General features: G+C 72.1%; 14 protein-coding genes. 4 read left to right on the top strand and 10 right to left on the bottom strand.

Annotation, left to right across the window (positions count from 1 at the left end):
- Positions 1 to 60: 60 nt before the first annotated feature.
- Together AB0F04_RS04405 and AB0F04_RS04400 are read right to left on the bottom strand one after the other, a co-directional pair.
- A complete protein-coding gene (locus AB0F04_RS04405; RefSeq protein WP_362037668.1) occupies positions 61 to 1218 on the bottom strand; it encodes an alkaline phosphatase PhoX in 1158 nt (385 codons plus the stop codon).
- Between the two features lie 460 nt (positions 1219 to 1678).
- Positions 1679 to 2119: a DUF6069 family protein gene (locus AB0F04_RS04400; protein ID WP_362037667.1), complete on the bottom strand. Its 441-nt coding sequence runs from the start codon at positions 2117 to 2119 to the stop codon at positions 1679 to 1681.
- A gap of 485 nt (positions 2120 to 2604) precedes the next feature.
- On the opposite strand from AB0F04_RS04400, the gene AB0F04_RS04395 reads away from it, so the two are divergent.
- A complete protein-coding gene (locus AB0F04_RS04395) occupies positions 2605 to 3111 on the top strand; it encodes a MarR family transcriptional regulator (protein ID WP_362037664.1) in 507 nt (168 codons plus the stop codon).
- Between the two features lie 208 nt (positions 3112 to 3319).
- Here the strand turns inward: AB0F04_RS04395 and AB0F04_RS04390 are convergent, their stop codons facing one another.
- Positions 3320 to 4807 carry a HAMP domain-containing sensor histidine kinase gene (locus tag AB0F04_RS04390; protein ID WP_362037662.1) on the bottom strand — a complete coding sequence of 496 codons (1488 nt, stop codon included), beginning with the start codon at positions 4805 to 4807 and terminating at the stop codon, positions 3320 to 3322.
- A complete protein-coding gene (locus tag AB0F04_RS04385) occupies positions 4804 to 5640 on the bottom strand; it encodes a response regulator transcription factor (RefSeq protein WP_362037660.1) in 837 nt (278 codons plus the stop codon). Before AB0F04_RS04385 ends, AB0F04_RS04390 begins: the two co-directional genes overlap by 4 nt.
- 217 nt (positions 5641 to 5857) lie before the next feature.
- On the opposite strand from AB0F04_RS04385, the gene AB0F04_RS04380 reads away from it, so the two are divergent.
- Together AB0F04_RS04380 and AB0F04_RS04375 are read left to right on the top strand one after the other, a co-directional pair.
- On the top strand, positions 5858 to 6463 hold the full coding sequence (locus AB0F04_RS04380; protein ID WP_362037658.1) for a carbonic anhydrase: 606 nt from the start codon (positions 5858 to 5860) through the stop codon (positions 6461 to 6463).
- Positions 6464 to 6918: 455 nt separating this feature from the next.
- Positions 6919 to 8730 (top strand): SulP family inorganic anion transporter, encoded by a 1812-nt coding sequence (locus AB0F04_RS04375; protein ID WP_362038651.1) that lies wholly within the window; start codon positions 6919 to 6921, stop codon positions 8728 to 8730.
- A gap of 81 nt (positions 8731 to 8811) precedes the next feature.
- On the opposite strand, the gene AB0F04_RS04370 is transcribed toward AB0F04_RS04375, so the two are convergent.
- Complete coding sequence (locus AB0F04_RS04370; protein ID WP_362037656.1) at positions 8812 to 9240, bottom strand: peptidase inhibitor family I36 protein; 429 nt, start codon at positions 9238 to 9240, stop codon at positions 8812 to 8814.
- A 232-nt stretch (positions 9241 to 9472) separates the two neighbouring features.
- Between AB0F04_RS04370 and AB0F04_RS04365 the strand changes: the two genes are divergently transcribed.
- A complete protein-coding gene (locus tag AB0F04_RS04365) occupies positions 9473 to 10633 on the top strand; it encodes a helix-turn-helix domain-containing protein (protein WP_362037655.1) in 1161 nt (386 codons plus the stop codon).
- Between the two features lie 6 nt (positions 10634 to 10639).
- Here the strand turns inward: AB0F04_RS04365 and AB0F04_RS04360 are convergent, their stop codons facing one another.
- From AB0F04_RS04360 to AB0F04_RS04340, 5 genes are all read right to left on the bottom strand, one after another.
- Positions 10640 to 11407 carry an SDR family oxidoreductase gene (locus tag AB0F04_RS04360; RefSeq protein ID WP_362037653.1) on the bottom strand — a complete coding sequence of 256 codons (768 nt, stop codon included), beginning with the start codon at positions 11405 to 11407 and terminating at the stop codon, positions 10640 to 10642.
- A gap of 78 nt (positions 11408 to 11485) precedes the next feature.
- Positions 11486 to 12070, bottom strand: a complete 585-nt coding sequence (locus AB0F04_RS04355) for a helix-turn-helix domain-containing protein (RefSeq protein WP_362037651.1) — start codon at positions 12068 to 12070, stop codon at positions 11486 to 11488.
- Positions 12071 to 12115: 45 nt separating this feature from the next.
- The gene (nirD, locus tag AB0F04_RS04350) at positions 12116 to 12466 is read right to left on the bottom strand and encodes a nitrite reductase small subunit NirD (protein ID WP_362037649.1); all 351 of its coding nucleotides are present in this window, start codon (positions 12464 to 12466) and stop codon (positions 12116 to 12118) included.
- Positions 12463 to 15072 carry a nitrite reductase large subunit NirB gene (gene nirB / locus AB0F04_RS04345; protein WP_362037647.1) on the bottom strand — a complete coding sequence of 870 codons (2610 nt, stop codon included), beginning with the start codon at positions 15070 to 15072 and terminating at the stop codon, positions 12463 to 12465. Before nirB ends, nirD begins: the two co-directional genes overlap by 4 nt.
- Positions 15072 to 16289: an FAD-dependent oxidoreductase gene (locus AB0F04_RS04340; protein WP_362037645.1), complete on the bottom strand. Its 1218-nt coding sequence runs from the start codon at positions 16287 to 16289 to the stop codon at positions 15072 to 15074. The genes nirB and AB0F04_RS04340 overlap by 1 nt, the downstream gene beginning before the upstream one ends.
- Between the last annotated feature and the right edge of the window lie 16 nt (positions 16290 to 16305).

The raw sequence follows: 16305 nt of genomic DNA, 5'->3' as shown, positions 1-16305 counted from the left end.
GGCCGGGCGTGAGGGAGGGGTGACCAATTTGTGATGGTCACGTGAAGTCGGGGCGTGTGGCTATGAGCGGAACGGGCCCGTCACCTCGTACGTGATGCCGCCCGAGGAACTGCCGCTGGTGCCGCGCTGACTGGAGAAGTACAGGCGGGTGCCGTCAGGGGAGAAGGCCGGGCCGGTGATCTCCGAGGCGGACTGGCCGTCGACGCGCAGGAACGAGGCGACGATATCGTCCGGGGTGATGACGCAGATCTCCATGGTGCCGCCGTCCTCTGCCACGAAGAGGTCACCGGAGGAGGCGCCGGTGATGTTGTCGACGCCGGTGAGGGGGGCCGTGCCGTTGACGAGGGAGTCGTCGTAGGCCAGCTCGTACGTGTTGTTCTGCAGATTGAGCTGCCAGACGCGGTTGTCGCCCTTGGTCGTGAACCAGACGGTGTCGTTCGCGTAGTGGCAGCCCTCGCCGCCGTTGAAGGACTTCGAACCGGAGACCTGGGAGCGGGTGGCCGTGGGGGAACCGTCGGGGTCGGGGACATCGGCCCAGGTGAAGGAGCCGCTCGTGCCGCTGCCCGCGACCATCACCTGAAGCTTCCCGGACGACAGGTTGCCCCAGGTGGCCGGGACGAAGCGGTAGAACCGGCCGTCCGTCTCGTCCTCGGTCAGGTAGACCACCTTGCGCACCGGGTCGGCGGCCGCCGCCTCGTGCTTGAAGCGGCCCATCGCCGCGCGCTGCACCGCCGCGTTCGTGCCCCACGGGTCGGTCTCGTAGACGTAGCCGAGGGACACCTCCTCGCAGGACAGCCACGTGTTCCACGGCGTCTTGCCGCCCGCGCAGTTCTGCCGGGTGTTCGACAGGATGCGGTACGCGCCCGTGATCGCCCCGGCCGACGAGAATCTCACCGCGCTCGCGCCGCCCGAGGGGTTGATCTCGGAGTTGGAGACGTAGATCCACCCCGTGCCGTCGGCGTAACAGGCGCCGCCGTCCGGGGCGTTGTGCCAGGTGTACGACGTGCTCCCGACCCGCTGGCCCGACCGGGCGATCACCCGGCTCGTGAAGCCGGCGGGGAGCCTGATGCCGTTGGCGTCCGGGGAGCCCAGCGGGCCGTAGGGGCCGGTGCCGGGCTGGGCCGGGGCCGCGTAGGCGGCGCCGCGCCACAGCGTTCCGCCCAGAGCGGCCGACGTGCCGCCGAGGACGGCCGCACGCAGGAGGTTACGACGTTCCACTCTCACTCCAAGAGGTGCCGTACCGCCCCGCCGCCGGTCGACGGCAGGGTCGTGCGTGGGGGGAGGCGGGAAGGACGCTAAGGGAGCCGGATTGACGGAGCATGGACAACTCGTGACCGTGGGGCGGCGTGCGTGCGCCACCCGTGCTGCCGCGCCTGGCGTGCTGCCTGCACTGGAACGGGATGGTTCACAAGATCCGGACCGGGATCTGCCGGCGTGACTGCCGGAACGCTGCGGCCCATGGCGGACCGTCTGCACCCGCTTCCGCCGGTATGCCCTGGACGGCGTGTTCACCCGGGCCCTGCAGCAGATCCAGGCCCGTGCAGACGCGGCCGGCGACATCGACTGGCCGGCCGGCTGAGGGCTGAGCCTGCGGTCACTGCACACCGCTGCGCCGGGGTGCGGCAAGACGCACCCCGACGGCGAATCGGTCAGCTCCTGTCGGCAACGCCGGCCGCACTCAGCCCTGGTCTGCGGGAAGTGGAAGGGCTCGCCGGAAGGCCGGGACGGCGACTGCGGCCACGACGACGTGCATCACCATCAGGGCGGCTACGGCACCCCAACTGGTGCCTGCCTGGCTTCCGGAGAGGCCGACCTGGATGTCCGGGATCAGGCTGAGGATCACGACGACGGGCACCAGGGTGCGCAGCAGGCGGGCGGGGCGGGTCGACCGGGCGCGGATGACCGCCCAGGCGGCAGCGGCGATCAGGACACCGAAGAGAGTGAGCGGCGCGTAGGCGGTCACCTGGAGCGGTTGGAAATCGTGCGACGCGCCGGCGGCGTGAGCTATCACGGCGACGACGGCGTTGAGGGCGATGGCGACGGCCGCGGTGCCGATCAGACCGCCGGTGACGACAAGCGCACTGGGGCGGGCCGGACGGGCGGCGAGCTGGTGGCTCATGGTGTTTTCTCCGATTGTTTGACGGGTGGGGAGGTGCCGGGTCAGCCCGCGGGGACGACCGAAGGGTGGCCGGCGGTCGAGTCGGCGACGGTAGGTACCGTCCAGGCGGCGACGCCCCCTTGGGTGACGGTGCCCCCCAAGCGCGGCGTGGCCGACTTGCGCGGCGCTTTGGCGAGGGGCGGGGGTGCGGTCGAGGTCGCCTACGCGCAGCGCGGCGAATGAGGACATCTCCACGAACCGGGTGAGCGCCCGAGGGCGCGCACGGCGTGGCCCGCGATCAGGGCTTGGCCGACGACGACGCTCCGGTGGCTGGTGGCACCGCGTACGAGCAGCTTCATGGGGGCTCCTGCAGGATGCGATGCCGCTCCGCCATCCGGGGCAGTCACTTCAACCTTTAACTGAAACGTAGCAGGTACAACTTAAAGCTTCAAGTAAAGGTGAGGTCAGAAACACTTCAAGCGTTAATCGTCGGTACATTGGAGGCCATGACGAACACCCCTGCTGACGAGGCACCCCGCTGGCTCGATGAGGAGGAGCGCCGGGCCTGGCTCGCCCTGGTGGGCATCATGCGACATCTGGAACTGGCACTCGACACGCACCTGCGCCACGAAGGGCTGACACACTTCGAGTACGGCGTGATGGCGGTATTGTCGGAGACCCCGGAGCGGGAACTGCGCATGAGCGCGCTCGCCGCGTTTGTCGAAGGCTCTCTGTCGCGCCTCTCCCAGGTCGTGACCCGTCTCGAACGCAAGGGATACGTGCACCGGCGCCCCGATCCGGACGACGGCCGCTACACGCTGGCTACCCTGACCGACGAAGGGTACGAGAAGATCGTCAGCGCAGCTCCGGGCCACGTCGCGGAAGTGCGCCGACTGGTGTTCGATCCGTTGACCAAGGCACAGGTCAAACAGCTCACCCACATCGGCACCCGAATCCTGCGTGCCATCGACCCCGACCCGCCGTCGCCACACCACCCCCCGTCGCTGCGCTGACCACCGCGCCGCCCCTCGGGCGATCGAGCACGAACCTCACAGGGCTGACCGGCCCGACGAGCAGTGGGCACTGATCATGCCGATCCAGGCCGTACGGAAGGCGGGTCGGAAGGCCGCGCATGGTCGATCGGCGGCCCTTCCTGCGAAGCAGTGGTCACCGTCGCATCGTTCCTGCTCTGGGCAAGATCCGATCTGCTTACGCCTACGCCTACGCCGGCAGTGCCGGTGCCTCCTTCTTCGGCCTTCTCGGACGGTCGCCGCCCGGACCGGGACCGGTCTCGCCCTGCGGTCGTGCGGACGGCAGCCGGATCACCACGTCCAGGCCGCCGGTCGCCGCCGCGCGCAGGACCGCCTCGCCGCCGCTGGCATGGGCGAGGCGCTGCACCAGGGCGAGGCCCAGGCCCGTACCGCCCTTGGGGGCGCCCGGGGCGCGCCAGAAACGGTCGAAGGCGCGGGTCCGCTGCTCCTCCGTCATGCCCGGGCCCTCGTCGGTGACGTGCAGGTCGACCCAGCGGGGCCTGCTGTCGCGCAACGCCCGCCGCTGCGGGGCCTGCAGCCGCAGCTCGATCGTGACGGTGCTGCCCGCCGGGGACGCCCGCAGGGCGTTGGACAGCAGGTTGTCCATGATCTGTTCGACGGCCCCCGGCACCGCGAGCACCGGTCCCACGCTCCCCGCGAAGAGCACGAGGGAGACGCCCTCCCGGGCGAACAGGGGCTGCCACGTCCGGTGCCGCTCCGCGCAGACCGTGCCCAGGTCGACCGTGGCGGGAATGACGGCGTGCTCCTCCAGCCGGGCCATGGCGAGCAGGTGCTCGACCATCCGGGCCAGCCGGTCCGTCTCCGTGACGGCGGCGGTGAGGCTGCCCCGGCCCCGGGCGGCGATGTGCGGCTCCAGGTTCTCCAGGCGCAGCCGCAGCGCCGCCAGGGGCGTCTTCAGCTGGTGCGAGGCCTCGCCGGCGAACGCCCGCTGGGACGCCAGCAGATGGGCGAACCGGGCGGCGGTGTGGTTGAACGCCGCGGCCAGGCTGCGGACTTCCGGCGGGCCCTTCGTGATCGTCACCGGCGCGAACCGGCCGCCGTCGGCCAAGTCGTGCGTGGCCTGCTCCAGTTCGCGGATCGGGCGGCCCGCCCAGCGGGCGAAGGCGAAGCCGACCACGGCGACCGCCGTCAGCACGGCCAGTCCGCCCAGCACCAGCAGCAACCACACATGGTGGACGCGCTCGTGCACCGTCCGGGTGGGCACCGTCAGCCACACCGCCCCCGCCGGCCGCGCCTCCCGGCCGACCGGCGCGGCCACGGAGAGATACTCGACCCCGCCGATCGTGGAGGTACGGACGTCCACCGTCGACGTGCCCCGCAGCGCGGCCGCGATGCCCGGCCGCGCGGCCAGGTCGCCGGTGGCCCCGGCGTCCACCGGGTGTGAGGTGGCGAGCGGCGCGCCCGAGGCGTCGACGATCACCACCTTCCCGCCGATGCGCTCCGCGCAGTGCGCCACCCGTGTGGGCAGGTCCCGCTCGGCCCGCCCCGCCGCCAGGGACAGCGCGGCGTACGCCGAGACCGACTCGGCCTCGTCCTTCGCCGCGTTGACGACCCGCTCCCGCTCACCGCGTGAGTAGACGAAGCCCAGCGGGATCTCCAGGCAGAGCAGCACCAGCGCGGCGAGGCTGAGGTAGCTGAGCAGCAGCCGGCGGGTCACGGAGAGGCCACCTGCGCGGTCGGCCCCGTGTGCACCGACAGCCGGAAGCCGACACCCCGCAGCGTCCTGATCCACGCCGGGTGCCCCAGCTTGCGGCGCAGCGCGGCCACATGGACGTCCAGCGTCTTGGTCGGGCCGTCGTAGTGCGGGTCCCAGACGCGGTCGAGGATCTGCTGCCGTGAGTAGACCGCGCCCGGGTCCTCGCTGAGCAGCGCCAGCAGGTCGAACTCCTTGGGCGTGAGCAGGACGGGGGCGTCACCGACCCAGACCTGGCGGGTACGGCGGTCCACGACGAGCGGGCCCGGGTCGTGCGGCGGGTCGGGGGCGGGATCGTGCGACGGGGTCGCGTGGGGTTCGTAGGACAGCGCCGGGGCCGGCTCGTGGGCGGGCGCCGGGCCCGGCTCGTACGGCGGCGGCTCGGGGGTGCCCCGCGTGCCCGGAGCAAGGCCGGTGGCCTCAGGGAACCCCTGGTGGGTGCGTTGCGTGCGGCGGGTCACCGCACGGACCCGGGCGACCAGTTCGCGCACGCTGAAAGGTTTTGCCAGGTAGTCGTCGGCGCCCAGCTCCAGACCCAGGACACGGTCGGCCTCCTCGCCGCGTGCGCTGAGGATGACGATGGGGACGTCCGAGACCTGCCGGATGCCGCGGCAGACGTCGATGCCGTCCATGTCCGGCAGCCCCAGGTCGAGCAGGACGACGTCGTTGTACGGGCCTCTCAGGCCGTCCGTCCCGGTGGCGACGTGGTCGACCGTCAGCCCGAAGTGGCCGAGCCCTTCGGTGAGCGGCTCGGCGATCGTCTCGTCGTCTTCGATGAGCAGCACTCGTAGGCCCATACGTCCTGTCTCTCCGTGAAACCGGCATGAATCCGGGCAGCATCAATTCGCATTCTCTGCCGCGGAGTTCACACGCTACAAGAGGACACTCCATCTGGGAATGAGGGCAAAGAATGTTCAATTGCTGTCCGAGCTCTGTACTTTGCTTAACCTTCCTCTGTAGGTCGGCGGTCTACGGTGGGGCGCATCGGATGAACTACCAGTTCAGGAGTGTGCGTTGAAAGCTTTGCTGGACCGTGCCCGTGCGTTCAGGACGCGTGCCGATTTCGACAGCGGCGAATTCAGGAAACTGGCTGAAGGGCAATATCCGGAGGCATTGTTCATCACCTGCTCGGACTCGCGGGTCATCCCCGCGCTGATCACGGGCGCACGGCCCGGGGACATATTCGAGCTTCGGAACGCGGGTAATATCGTGCCGCCCTGCGGACGGCCCGGGGCCAGTGGCGAGGCGGCCACCATCGAGTACGCACTGGAGGTGCTCGGGGTTCAGGACATCGTGGTGTGCGGTCACTCACATTGCGGTGCGATGGGTGCGCTGAAGTCCGGCGACGACCTGTCGGCACTGCCCGGCGTGGACGCCTGGCTGCGCATCGCCCGCCCCGAACTGACCTCCGTACTGCAGAGCGCGCCGGACGACCCCTCCCTGCCGGAGGTCGCCCAGGGCAATGTCGTCAACCAGCTGGCGGCACTGCGGACCTACCCCGCGGTGCGACAGCGCCTCGACTCGGGGCGGCTGCGGCTGCACGGCTGGTACTACGAGGTCGACACCGGGTTCGTGTACGAACTCGGCGACGACGGCGACTTCCGGGTGCACGCCGCGTGAGCGGGGCGCATGCGCGGGGGCGGACATGGGGAGGCCCCGGCGGCGGACGGTTCGGGGGGTCGCCGGGCGGCGACGGCGGCCGGCAGGGGGGCGGGCCGCCGGGGGGTGATGCCGCGTGGGGGACCGGTTCCGTAGGGGACACGGGGGGCCTGGCCGGGGGCGTGGGGGGCTGGTCGGACGTGGGTCCGACGGGGGACGCCGGGGGCTGGCCGGATGGGGGTCCGGCCGGTGAATCGCGGGGTTGGCCGGACGCAGGCCCGGTGGGGGAGGCGGTGGCCCGGCCGGGTGGGGGCCCGGTGGGGGACGCGAGCTGGACGGGCGACCCGTCCGGGAGCGGGCCGGGGGGACACTCGGGCCGCGGGGCGGGCGGAGGTCGTCCGGGCCGCCCGGATGCCGTGGGGCGCCCGAAGACCCCCGGCGGGCCGGGCGCCGCGGGCGTCGCTGCGCTCGGTGGGCTGATCCGTGGTCTGGTGAGTGGCGGCAAGGGCGGTGGCGGCAGGGGGCGGGCGAAGGGGGACCTCGTCACCGACATCACCGCCTCCCTCGTCGTCTTCCTCGTCGCCCTGCCGTTGTGCATCGGTGTCGCCGTCGCCTCCGGCGTGCCCGCCGAACTCGGGATCATCTCCGGGGTGATCGGCGGCCTGGTCGTGGGCGCGGTCAAGGGCAGCACGCTCCAGGTCAGCGGCCCGGCCGCGGGGCTCGCCGCGCTGGTCGCGGAGACCGTCGCCGAGGTCGGCGTGGCCATGCTCGGCGTGATCGTGCTGTTCGCCGGCATCCTCCAGATCGTCCTGGGACTGGTGCGCCTCGGCCGGATGTTCCAGGCCATCTCCGTCGCCGTCGTCCAGGGCATGCTCGCCGGCATCGGCGTACCGCTGATGTTCAGCCAGGCCTACCCGATGGCCGACACCAAGGCCCCCGGCACACCGATCGAGAACATGGCCGGGATCCCGGGGCTGCTGGCCGGCATCCTGACGAACCCTCAGGCGATGATCGCCACCCTGCTCGGTGTCGCCACGATCGTGCTCAGCTTCGTGTGGAAGAAGGTGCCGGGGCCGGCCGGGAAGGTACCCGCCGCCCTGGTCGCGGTGGGCATCGGCATGGTCGTCGCCGCGCTGCCCGGCGTGGACGTGAAGACGCTCCAGGTCGGCAACCTCCTCGACTCGGTGCAGGTGCCGGGCGCCGAGCAGTTCGCGGGACTCGCCGACGGCACGATCATCACCGCCATCCTCACCTTCACGGTGATCGCGTCCGCGGAGAGCCTGTTCACCGCCGCCGCCGTGGACCGGATGCACAGCGGTCCGCGCACCCGCTACAACACCGAGCTGATCGCGCAGGGCGCCGGCAACACCGTCGCGGGAATCCTCGGCGCGCTCCCCGTCACCGCGGTGGTGGCGCGCAGTTCGGCCAACGTCCAGGCCGGAGCCAAGACCCGGCTCTCCCGCACCCTGCACGGACTGTGGCTGCTCGCGTTCGCCCTGCTGCTGCCGCAGGTGCTCGCGCTGATCCCGATCTCCGTGCTGTCCGGCGTCCTGGTGCACAGCGGCTGGAAACTGTTCGGGCCCGCCGAGTTCCCGAAGATGTGGCGGCAGGACCGGGGCGAGTTCGCCGTGATGACGCTGACCACGCTGGTCATCGTGGCGACGGCGCTGCTGGAGGGCGTGCTGTTCGGTCTCGCCGCGGGGATCGTGCTGGCCGCGCTGCGCATGTCGCAGACGGTGGTCCGCCAGCATGTGGAGCAGGACACGGCGAAGGTCGTCATGGCGGGCAACGCCACGTTCCTGCGGTTGCCGAAGGTGATCGACGCGCTGGAGGCGGCTGCCGCGGCCGGGAAGCCTCGGATTCGTCTCGACCTGACCGGTGTGACCCACCTGGACCACGCCTGCCGCAACCAGGTCGAGGAGTTCACCGCCCAGCAGCGGGGGCTCGGTCTGCGGGTGGAGCTGCTGATGCCGGGGGAGGCGAAGCGGGCCGGTTCCGAGACGCCCGTCTTCGAGGCTCCGGCGACGGCGCCGCTGCCCAGGCGCCCGGTCCCCAGCGTGCAGGAGGAGGGGGCCGAACCGGCGCCGTGGACCAGCGTGCAGGAGGAGCGGGCCGAACCGGCGCCGTGGACCAGCGTGCAGGAGGAGGGGGTCGAACCGGCGCCGTGGACCAGCGTGCAGGAGGGGGCGGCCGAGCCGTCGCCCTGGCCCACCGCCGACGCCGAGTGGTTCTATCTCGACACCCGGCCCCTGCCGGAGGAGCAGGCGCGCTCGCCCTTCGTGGGCTGACGCAGCCGCCGCGCGACATGCCGCGGTGGCGTGCACACCCGAGTGGGCGTGCACGCCACCGCGTTGGTGCGTGGGGCCGGTTCAGCCGCAGCTGCCCGAGATCCACCGGTGGGAGCGGACCTTGTACGTACCGGCCAGGTTGCCGCCGTGCTGCTGGCGGGTGCAGCCGACGCGGTCGGAGTAGTCGGCGCCCCGGTAGTACGCGACACCGCTGGAGCTGCTGGTGCCGGCGTTCCACACGGACTTCACATTGGTCGTGGCGGCCCAGGAGCAGCGGATGGAACCGCTCTGCCAGTCGGGGTCGGCCACGTCCCACGAGCACTTGCTGCCGGTGAAGTTGGCGCCGGTCCAGAAACAGACGTGGCCGGACGCGCAGTCCACTGCGGCGGGCGCGGCCGGGGCCGCCGACGCGGAGTTCGGCACGGCCAGGGCGGTGACGGCCGCGGCGCTGACGGCGAGAACCGCGAGCAGCGGGTTCCTACGGGTGTGCCGGAGTGCGGAAAGGCGCATGAGCCTGGTCTCCTCGGAGTCGGGGGACGGTGCTGCGGACGGCCCGACGCTGGCAAGGCGGGACCGGGCCGGGCAAGGACGACGGGGCCGGCTGGGATGCCGGGACGGCGTCCCACGGCCTGCCTGGCGCGTTCCGGAACCGTTGGGACGGCCATGGGACGCCTTTGGTGGCACAGTGTCGGCACGAGACGCCCGACCAGCGTCCGTCGGGGATTCCGAGGGGGGAGAGGCATTGTCCGCATGCCCTGAAACGGAGCGGTTCGCCGCGCTGCTGCGTTCGCTCAAGAGCCGGTCCGGGCTGAGTTACGAGGCCCTCGCAAGGAAGTCGGGGCTGTCCGGTTCGTCGTTGCACCGGTACTGCCGGGGCACCTCGGTGCCGCAGGACTACGGAAGCGTCCACCGACTGGCCACGGTGTGCGGCGCGACCCCGGACGAACTGCGCACCCTGCACCGCCTGTGGGCCCTGGCGGACGCGGCGCGGGCCGTCGCGGACGCCTCGGCATCGGCCCCCGACCTGCCCGACGCCCCGCCCTCGGCCCCCGACCGGCCCGAAGCCCCGGCCCCGGACCAACCCGACACCCCGGACCCCGCTCTCCACCGGGCCGACGTCCCGCCCCCGGCCCCCGGCCGGGCCGGTCAGCCGGACACCGGGCCGGGCCCGGGGCCCGCCGGACGGTCACGCCGCCGCCGGCTGCGCACCTCCGTCGTCGCCGCCGTGATCGTCGCCGCCGTCAGCGTCTCCGCCTGGGTCCTGACGAACGGCCGGTCCCCCTCCGGCGGCGGACGCGACACCGGCGAGGACCGGCCGTTGTTCTCGGCCGGCTGCCCGCCGGTGATCGCGATGGGCGAGCACGACGAGTGCGTGCGGGAGGTGCAGCGTCTGCTGCACGCCAAGGGCGCGGACATCGGCGTGGACGGGGACTTCGGGCCGCAGACCCTGCGCCGGGTCACGGCGTTCCAGGTGCTCGCCGGACTGCAGCCCAACGGAGTCGTCGCGGAACCCACCAAGAAGGCGCTCTACACCTCTGACGTGCGGATGAGCGTCTGGCCCCCGGAAAAGGTGCGCGAACGGGTCCGTGAAGTGTTCCCCGAGGTGCCCGACAAGGCGGTGGCCATCGCCGACTGCCAGTCCTTCCTCGACCCGCTGCACATCCTGCCCAACACCAACGGCACCCGGAACTGGGGCCTGTTCCAGATCTCCGACGCCCGCCTGCGCGAGCTGGGCGGCACGCCGCGCGAGGCCCTGGACCCGGAGTGGAACATCCAGGCGGCCCGGAAACTGTGGAGCCGGGACCACGACTTCGGCGACTGGCCCCACTGCGAACGCGCCGCCGACGCCCCCCGCTCCCCGGCTCCCCGGCACTCGTCCACGACGGCAGGGCCACCGCGCTGAACCGGCTCAGGCCGTGGAACCGCCGTCCACCACCAGGTCGGTGCCCACGACCGAGGCCGCGTCGTCCGAGGCCAGGTACAGCACGGCGGCCGCGATCTCCTCGACCGCCGAGACCCGGCCGACCGGTACCGCGCTCCGCATGCGCTCCGCGCGGCCGGCCTCCGTCTCGCCCGGCTCGAAGGACATGGGGGTGGCGCTGGCGCCGGGCGAGACGGCGTTGATGCGGACGCCGTCGGCGATGTGGTCCAGGGCGGCGCCGCGCGTGAGGACGGACACGGCCGCCTTGGTGGCGCCGTAGGCGGTCAGGCCGGGGATGCGGCCGTGGAAGCCGATCTGGGAGGCGATGTTGACGATGGCGCCGCCGGCCGGCTGGGTGCGCATCCGGCGCACCTCGGCCTGGAGGGCGAGCAGGACGCCGGTGACGTTGATGTCGAGCATCCGGCGCCAGGCGTCCTCGGGGACGTCCGCGGTGGGCTGCCCTCCGGCCTCCAGGACTCCCGCGTTGTTCACCGCGACGTCGAGCGAGCCGAAGTGCTCCACGGCGGCATCGACCAGATCCCGCAGGTCGGCAGCCCGGGTGACGTCGGCGGTGACGGCGAGGGCCTTGCCGCCCGCCTCCTCGATCAGCGTCACGGTCTCGTCCAGCGGCTCCGGGCGCCGTCCCGCGACGACGACGTGCGCGCCCTCCGCCGCGAACGCCAGGGCGGTGGCCCGCCCGATGCCGGAGCCCGCGCCGGTGACGAGGGCGGTCCTGCCGGTGAAACGGTTCGTCATGAACTCTCCCGATGGGTTTCTTGACTGATCGGTTCAGTATTTGGCCATGAAAAGGGGCACCCCTCCGGGGTGCCCGTGTCAGTCGAGCAGGGCCAGGGCCTGTTCCGCGGCGTCCCGCACCCGGCCCGGGTCCGCCGACGCCTTGCCGACGACCCGCAGTCCCTGCATCAGGACCAGCAGCATGCGGGCGAGGGTGCGCGGATCGCGGTCCTCTCCCAGTTCGCCCTGGGCCTGCGCGCGCACCAGGGCCGACCGCAGCAAGGTCTCCAGCTGGTCCCAGCTGTGCTCCACGCGGCGGCACGCGGCGCTGTCGTGCGGGGCCAGTTCGGTGGCCGTGTTGACGACGAAGCAGCCGGTCAGCCGGCGGTCGTCGGCCGTGGACTCGGCGGCGAAGCGGCGCACCACCGCGCGTACGGCGGGCAGCGCCGGCCCCGGCAGCGACAGCTCGCCCAGCAGCTTCGGGTCACAGGACTGCTGGTAGCGGTCCAGCGCCTTCAGGTACAGCTCGTGCTTGCTGCCGAAGGTCGCGTAGATGCTGGCGCGCCCCACGCCGAGGTGGGCGACGAGGTCGGACATCGACGTCGCCTCGTAGCCGCGCCGCCAGAACAGCTCGAGAGCTGCCTGGAGCGCGGCGTCCGGATCGAACTCCTTGGTCCTGGCCACGTACCGCAGCCTAGGACTATCGAGAATGCTCGGTCAAGAAAGGTTCTACGAGATCCGCACCTTGTAGGCCGTCACCCGGACCGTGTCGTCGTCCAGGCACTGGCCGGACGTCAGGTCGAAGCGCTGCTTCAGCAGGGGCGAGGCGACGAAGGGGCGGCCCTGGTGGGTGCCGGTGAGGCCCCGGGAGAGGACGGCCGCGCCGGTGAAGGGGTCGCGGTTGTCGATGGCGAACAGCTCACCGGAGCGGTCGCGGAAGACCGCGGCCTGCCGGCCGTCCGGCAGCAGTGCGGCCACCCCGCGGCCCGGGAGCAGCGCCCGCAGGTCGCAGACCGTGAACCAGTCGTCGTCCAGGGCGATCTCGATCGTGAGGTCGGTGGTCTCGGGAGCCAGGGTCATCGCTGGGCGCTTCCTTCCAGTACGTCGGCGGCGGGTCGCATGCCGATGGACAGCAGCGGCAGGTCGGGCTTCATCTGGTCGCGCTCGGGCACGAAGGCGACGACGGGGTCCGGGGTGTCCGGCGCGTTCACGAAGGACACGAACCGGGCGAGCTTCTCGGGGTCGTTGATGGTCTCGGCCCACTCGTCGCGGTAGTGCGCGACATGCGCCCGCATCAGCTGCTCCAGCTCGTCGCAGATGCCGAGCGAGTCGTGGACGACGACGTCCCGCACGTGGTCGAGGCCGCCGGGGATCCGCTCCAGCCAGGTCGACGTGCGCTCCAGGCGGTCGGCCGTACGGATGTAGAACATCAGGAACCGGTCGATCAGCCGGACCAGTTCGGCGTCCGACAGGTCCTGCGCGAGCAGGTCCGCGTGGCGGGGCGTGGCGCCGCCGTTGCCGCCGACGTACAGGTTCCAGCCGTTGGCGGTGGCGATCACGCCGAAGTCCTTCGACTGGGCCTCCGCGCACTCGCGCTGGCAGCCCGAGACCGCCGACTTGAGCTTGTGCGGCGAGCGGAGCCCCCGGTAGCGCAGCTCCAGGTCGATCGCCATCTTCACGGAGTCCTGCACGCCGTAGCGGCACCAGGTCTGGCCGACACAGGACTTCACCGTGCGCAGCGACTTGCCGTAGGCGTGGCCGGACTCGAAGCCGGCGTCCACCAGCCGGGCCCAGATCAGCGGCAGTTGCTCGACGCGGGCGCCGAACATGTCGATCCGCTGGCCACCGGTGATCTTCGTGTAGAGGCCGAAGTCGCGGGCGATCTCGCCGATCACGATCAGCTTCTCCGGGGCGATCTCGCCGCCGGGGATGCGCGGCACGACCGAGTACGAGCCGTTCTTCTGCAGGTTGGCCAGGAAGTGGTCGTTGGTGTCCTGCAGGGCCGCCTGCTCGCCGTCCAGGACGTAGCCGCTCGCGCCGATCGTCGGGGCGAGGGAGGCGATGATCGAACCGACGGCCGGCTTGCACACCTCGCAGCCGTCACCGCCCCGGGCCTCCTCGCGGCCGTGCCGGTCCAGCAGGTCCTGGTAGCTGTTGATGCGCAGGGCGAGGACGATCTCGTAGAGCTCCTCACGGGTCTGCGCGAAGCAGCCGCACAGGCCCTTGTCCACCTCGACGCCGCTCGCCTCCAGCTCGGCGTTGACGAGCTGGCCGAGGACCTTCACGCAGGAGCCGCAGCCGGTGCCCGCCTTGGTGCACTTCTTCACCTCGGGCACGGTCGTGCACTGGTGGTCGGTGACCGCGCCGCGGATCGTGCCCTTGGAGACGTTGTGGCAGGAGCAGACGATCGCGTCGTCCGGCAGAGCCGACGGGCCGAGCTGCACGGACTCCCCGGCACCGGCAGGGAGCACGAGCGACTCGGGCGAGACCGGCGGGACCGAACCGGTGAACGCCTTCAGCGTGCCGTAGGCCTCCGCGTCGCCGACCAGGATGCCGCCGAGCAGCGTGCCGTCGCGGCCGATGACGAGCTTCTTGTACAGGCCCGCGCGGGAGTCGGAGTAGACGACGTCCAGGCAGTCCTCGGCGGTGCCGTGCGCGTCACCGAAGGACGCCACGTCCACGCCGAGCAGCTTCAGCTTGGTGGACAGGTCGGCGCCGGTGAAGGACGCCTCGTCCGAGGCGATCGTGGCCGCCGCCGTCTCGGCCTGCTCGTAACCCGGGGCCACCAGGCCGTACACCCGGCCGTCGGAGGCCAGCGCGCACTCGCCGATGGCGAAGACGTGCGGGTCGGCGACCGTACGGCACTGCTCGTCGACCGTGATGCCGCCGCGCTCGCCGACCGTCAGTCCGCAGTCGCGGGCCAGCTGGTCGCGGGGGCGCACACCGGCGGAGAAGACCACCATGTCGGTGGCCAGTTCGGAGCCGTCGGAGAGCTTCATGCCCGTGACGGCGCCCTCGGCGTCGACCAGGATCTCCTGCGTACCCACGCCCGTGTGGACGGTCAGGCCCATCTCCTCGATGGTGCGCAGCAGCGCGGCGCCGCCGCCGTCGTCCACCTGGACGGGCATCAGCCGGGGCGCGAACTCCACGATGTGGGAGGTGAGGCCGAGGCCCTTCAGCGCGCCGGCCGCCTCCAGCCCGAGCAGGCCGCCGCCGACCACCGCGCCGACCGTCGCCTTCGACTTGGCGTACTCCTCGATCGCGAGCAGGTCCTCGATCGTGCGGTAGACGAAACAGCCCTCGGCGTCCTTGTTCGGGACCGGCGGGACGAAGGGGAAGGAGCCGGTGGCGAGGACGAGGGTGTCGTAGTCGAAGACCTGGCCCGAGCGGGCGGTGACCTTCTTCGCCTCACGGTCGACGGTCTCGGCCGGGTCGCCGACGTACAGCTCGATGCCGTGCGTGGTGATGAACTCCATGTCGGTCATGGAGAGGTCCTCGGGCGTCTTCCCCGAGAAGTACGAGGTGAGGGCGACGCGGTCGTAGGCCGGACGCGGCTCCTCGCAGAGTACGACCACGCGGTGCGTGGCGGTCAGGCCGCGCTCGGCGAGCGCTTCGAGGAAGCGCTGGCCGACCATGCCGTGGCCGACGAGCACGATCGTGGGGGTCGTCCCCGGGGTGGCCGTCATCAGGAGCCTCCATCGTTGGTGAGCAGGTGGAGCAGGGGGCCGCCGTCGGAGGGGAGCGGCTCTGCTCCCTCCCAGGCACGGGCCAGCGCGCCGACGGTGCCGAGTTCGCCGACGAGGACCCCGCCGACCAGGCGGTCGTCGCGGACGACGACCTTGCGGTAGGTGCCCCGGGTGGCGTCGGTGAGCTGCACGACGTCGTCGCCGGGAAGGGCCTCGGTCTCGCCGAACGCGGCGAGGTCGAAGGGGCTGTCGTGCCCCGTGAGGGTGAGCCGGGTCAGCGAGCGCGTTCCGGTGTACCGGGCGTTCGGGTCCCCGGCCAGCAACTCGGCCAGGGCGTCGGCCTGTTCCAGCGCGGGAGTGGCGAGCCCGTAGAGCACGTCGGCGTGCTGGGCGCAGTCGCCGATGGCGTGGATGTACGGGTCGGAGGTGCGCAGCTCGTCGTCGACGACGACGCCCTTGCGGACGTCGAGTCCGGCGGCCTGCGCGAGGCCGACCCGGGGGTGGACACCGCAGGCGACGACCACCAGGTCCGCGTCGAGCGCGTATCCGTCGGCCATCTCCACCGAGCGGACCGCGCCGCCGACGCAGCGCACGTCGCGCACGCGGCACTCGGTGTGCACCTCGACGCCCAGGTCGGTCAGGTGCCGCTTGACGAGCTTCGAGGCGGCCGGGTCGAGCTGGCGCTCCATCAGCCGCTCGGACTGCTGGGCGAGGACGACCTGGGCGCCGCGCAGGGCGAGGGCCCGGGCCGCCGACACGCCGAGGAGACCGCCGCCGACGACGACGGCCCGCGCGCCCGGCCGGACCGCTTTCGACAGCCCCAGGCAGTCGTCCATGGTCCGGAAGGCGTGCACACCCTCGGGCAGTTCGTGGTTCTCGGTGAACAGCCCCCGCAGCGGCGGCAGTACGGGGTTGGAACCGGTCGCGAGAACGAGCCGGTCGTATGCGATCACCGGCCCGTCCGCGCAGGCGACGGTCCGCCGCGCGCGGTCGACGCCGACGACCCGGCCGCGGACGATCCGCGCCGGCGCCGGCAGGGCGATCACCTCGGGGCTGTACCGTCCGGCCAGCACCTCGGCGAGCAGGACCCGGTTGTAGGGCCGGTGCTCCTCCTCGCCGATCAGCAGCGCGGGCGTGCCGAGCTCACCGAGCCGCCGGGCGAGCCGTACGCCCGCGAGGCCGGTGCCGATCACCACCACACGCTCATTCGAGGTCATGCACTCGAGCGTGCGG

It is taken from the genome of Streptomyces sp. NPDC029041 (assembly GCF_040637515.1).
Classification (GTDB): Bacteria; Actinomycetota; Actinomycetes; order Streptomycetales; family Streptomycetaceae; genus Streptomyces.
Note: the sequence above shows the minus strand (reverse complement) of the source record. Positions and strands in the feature narration are given on the sequence as shown.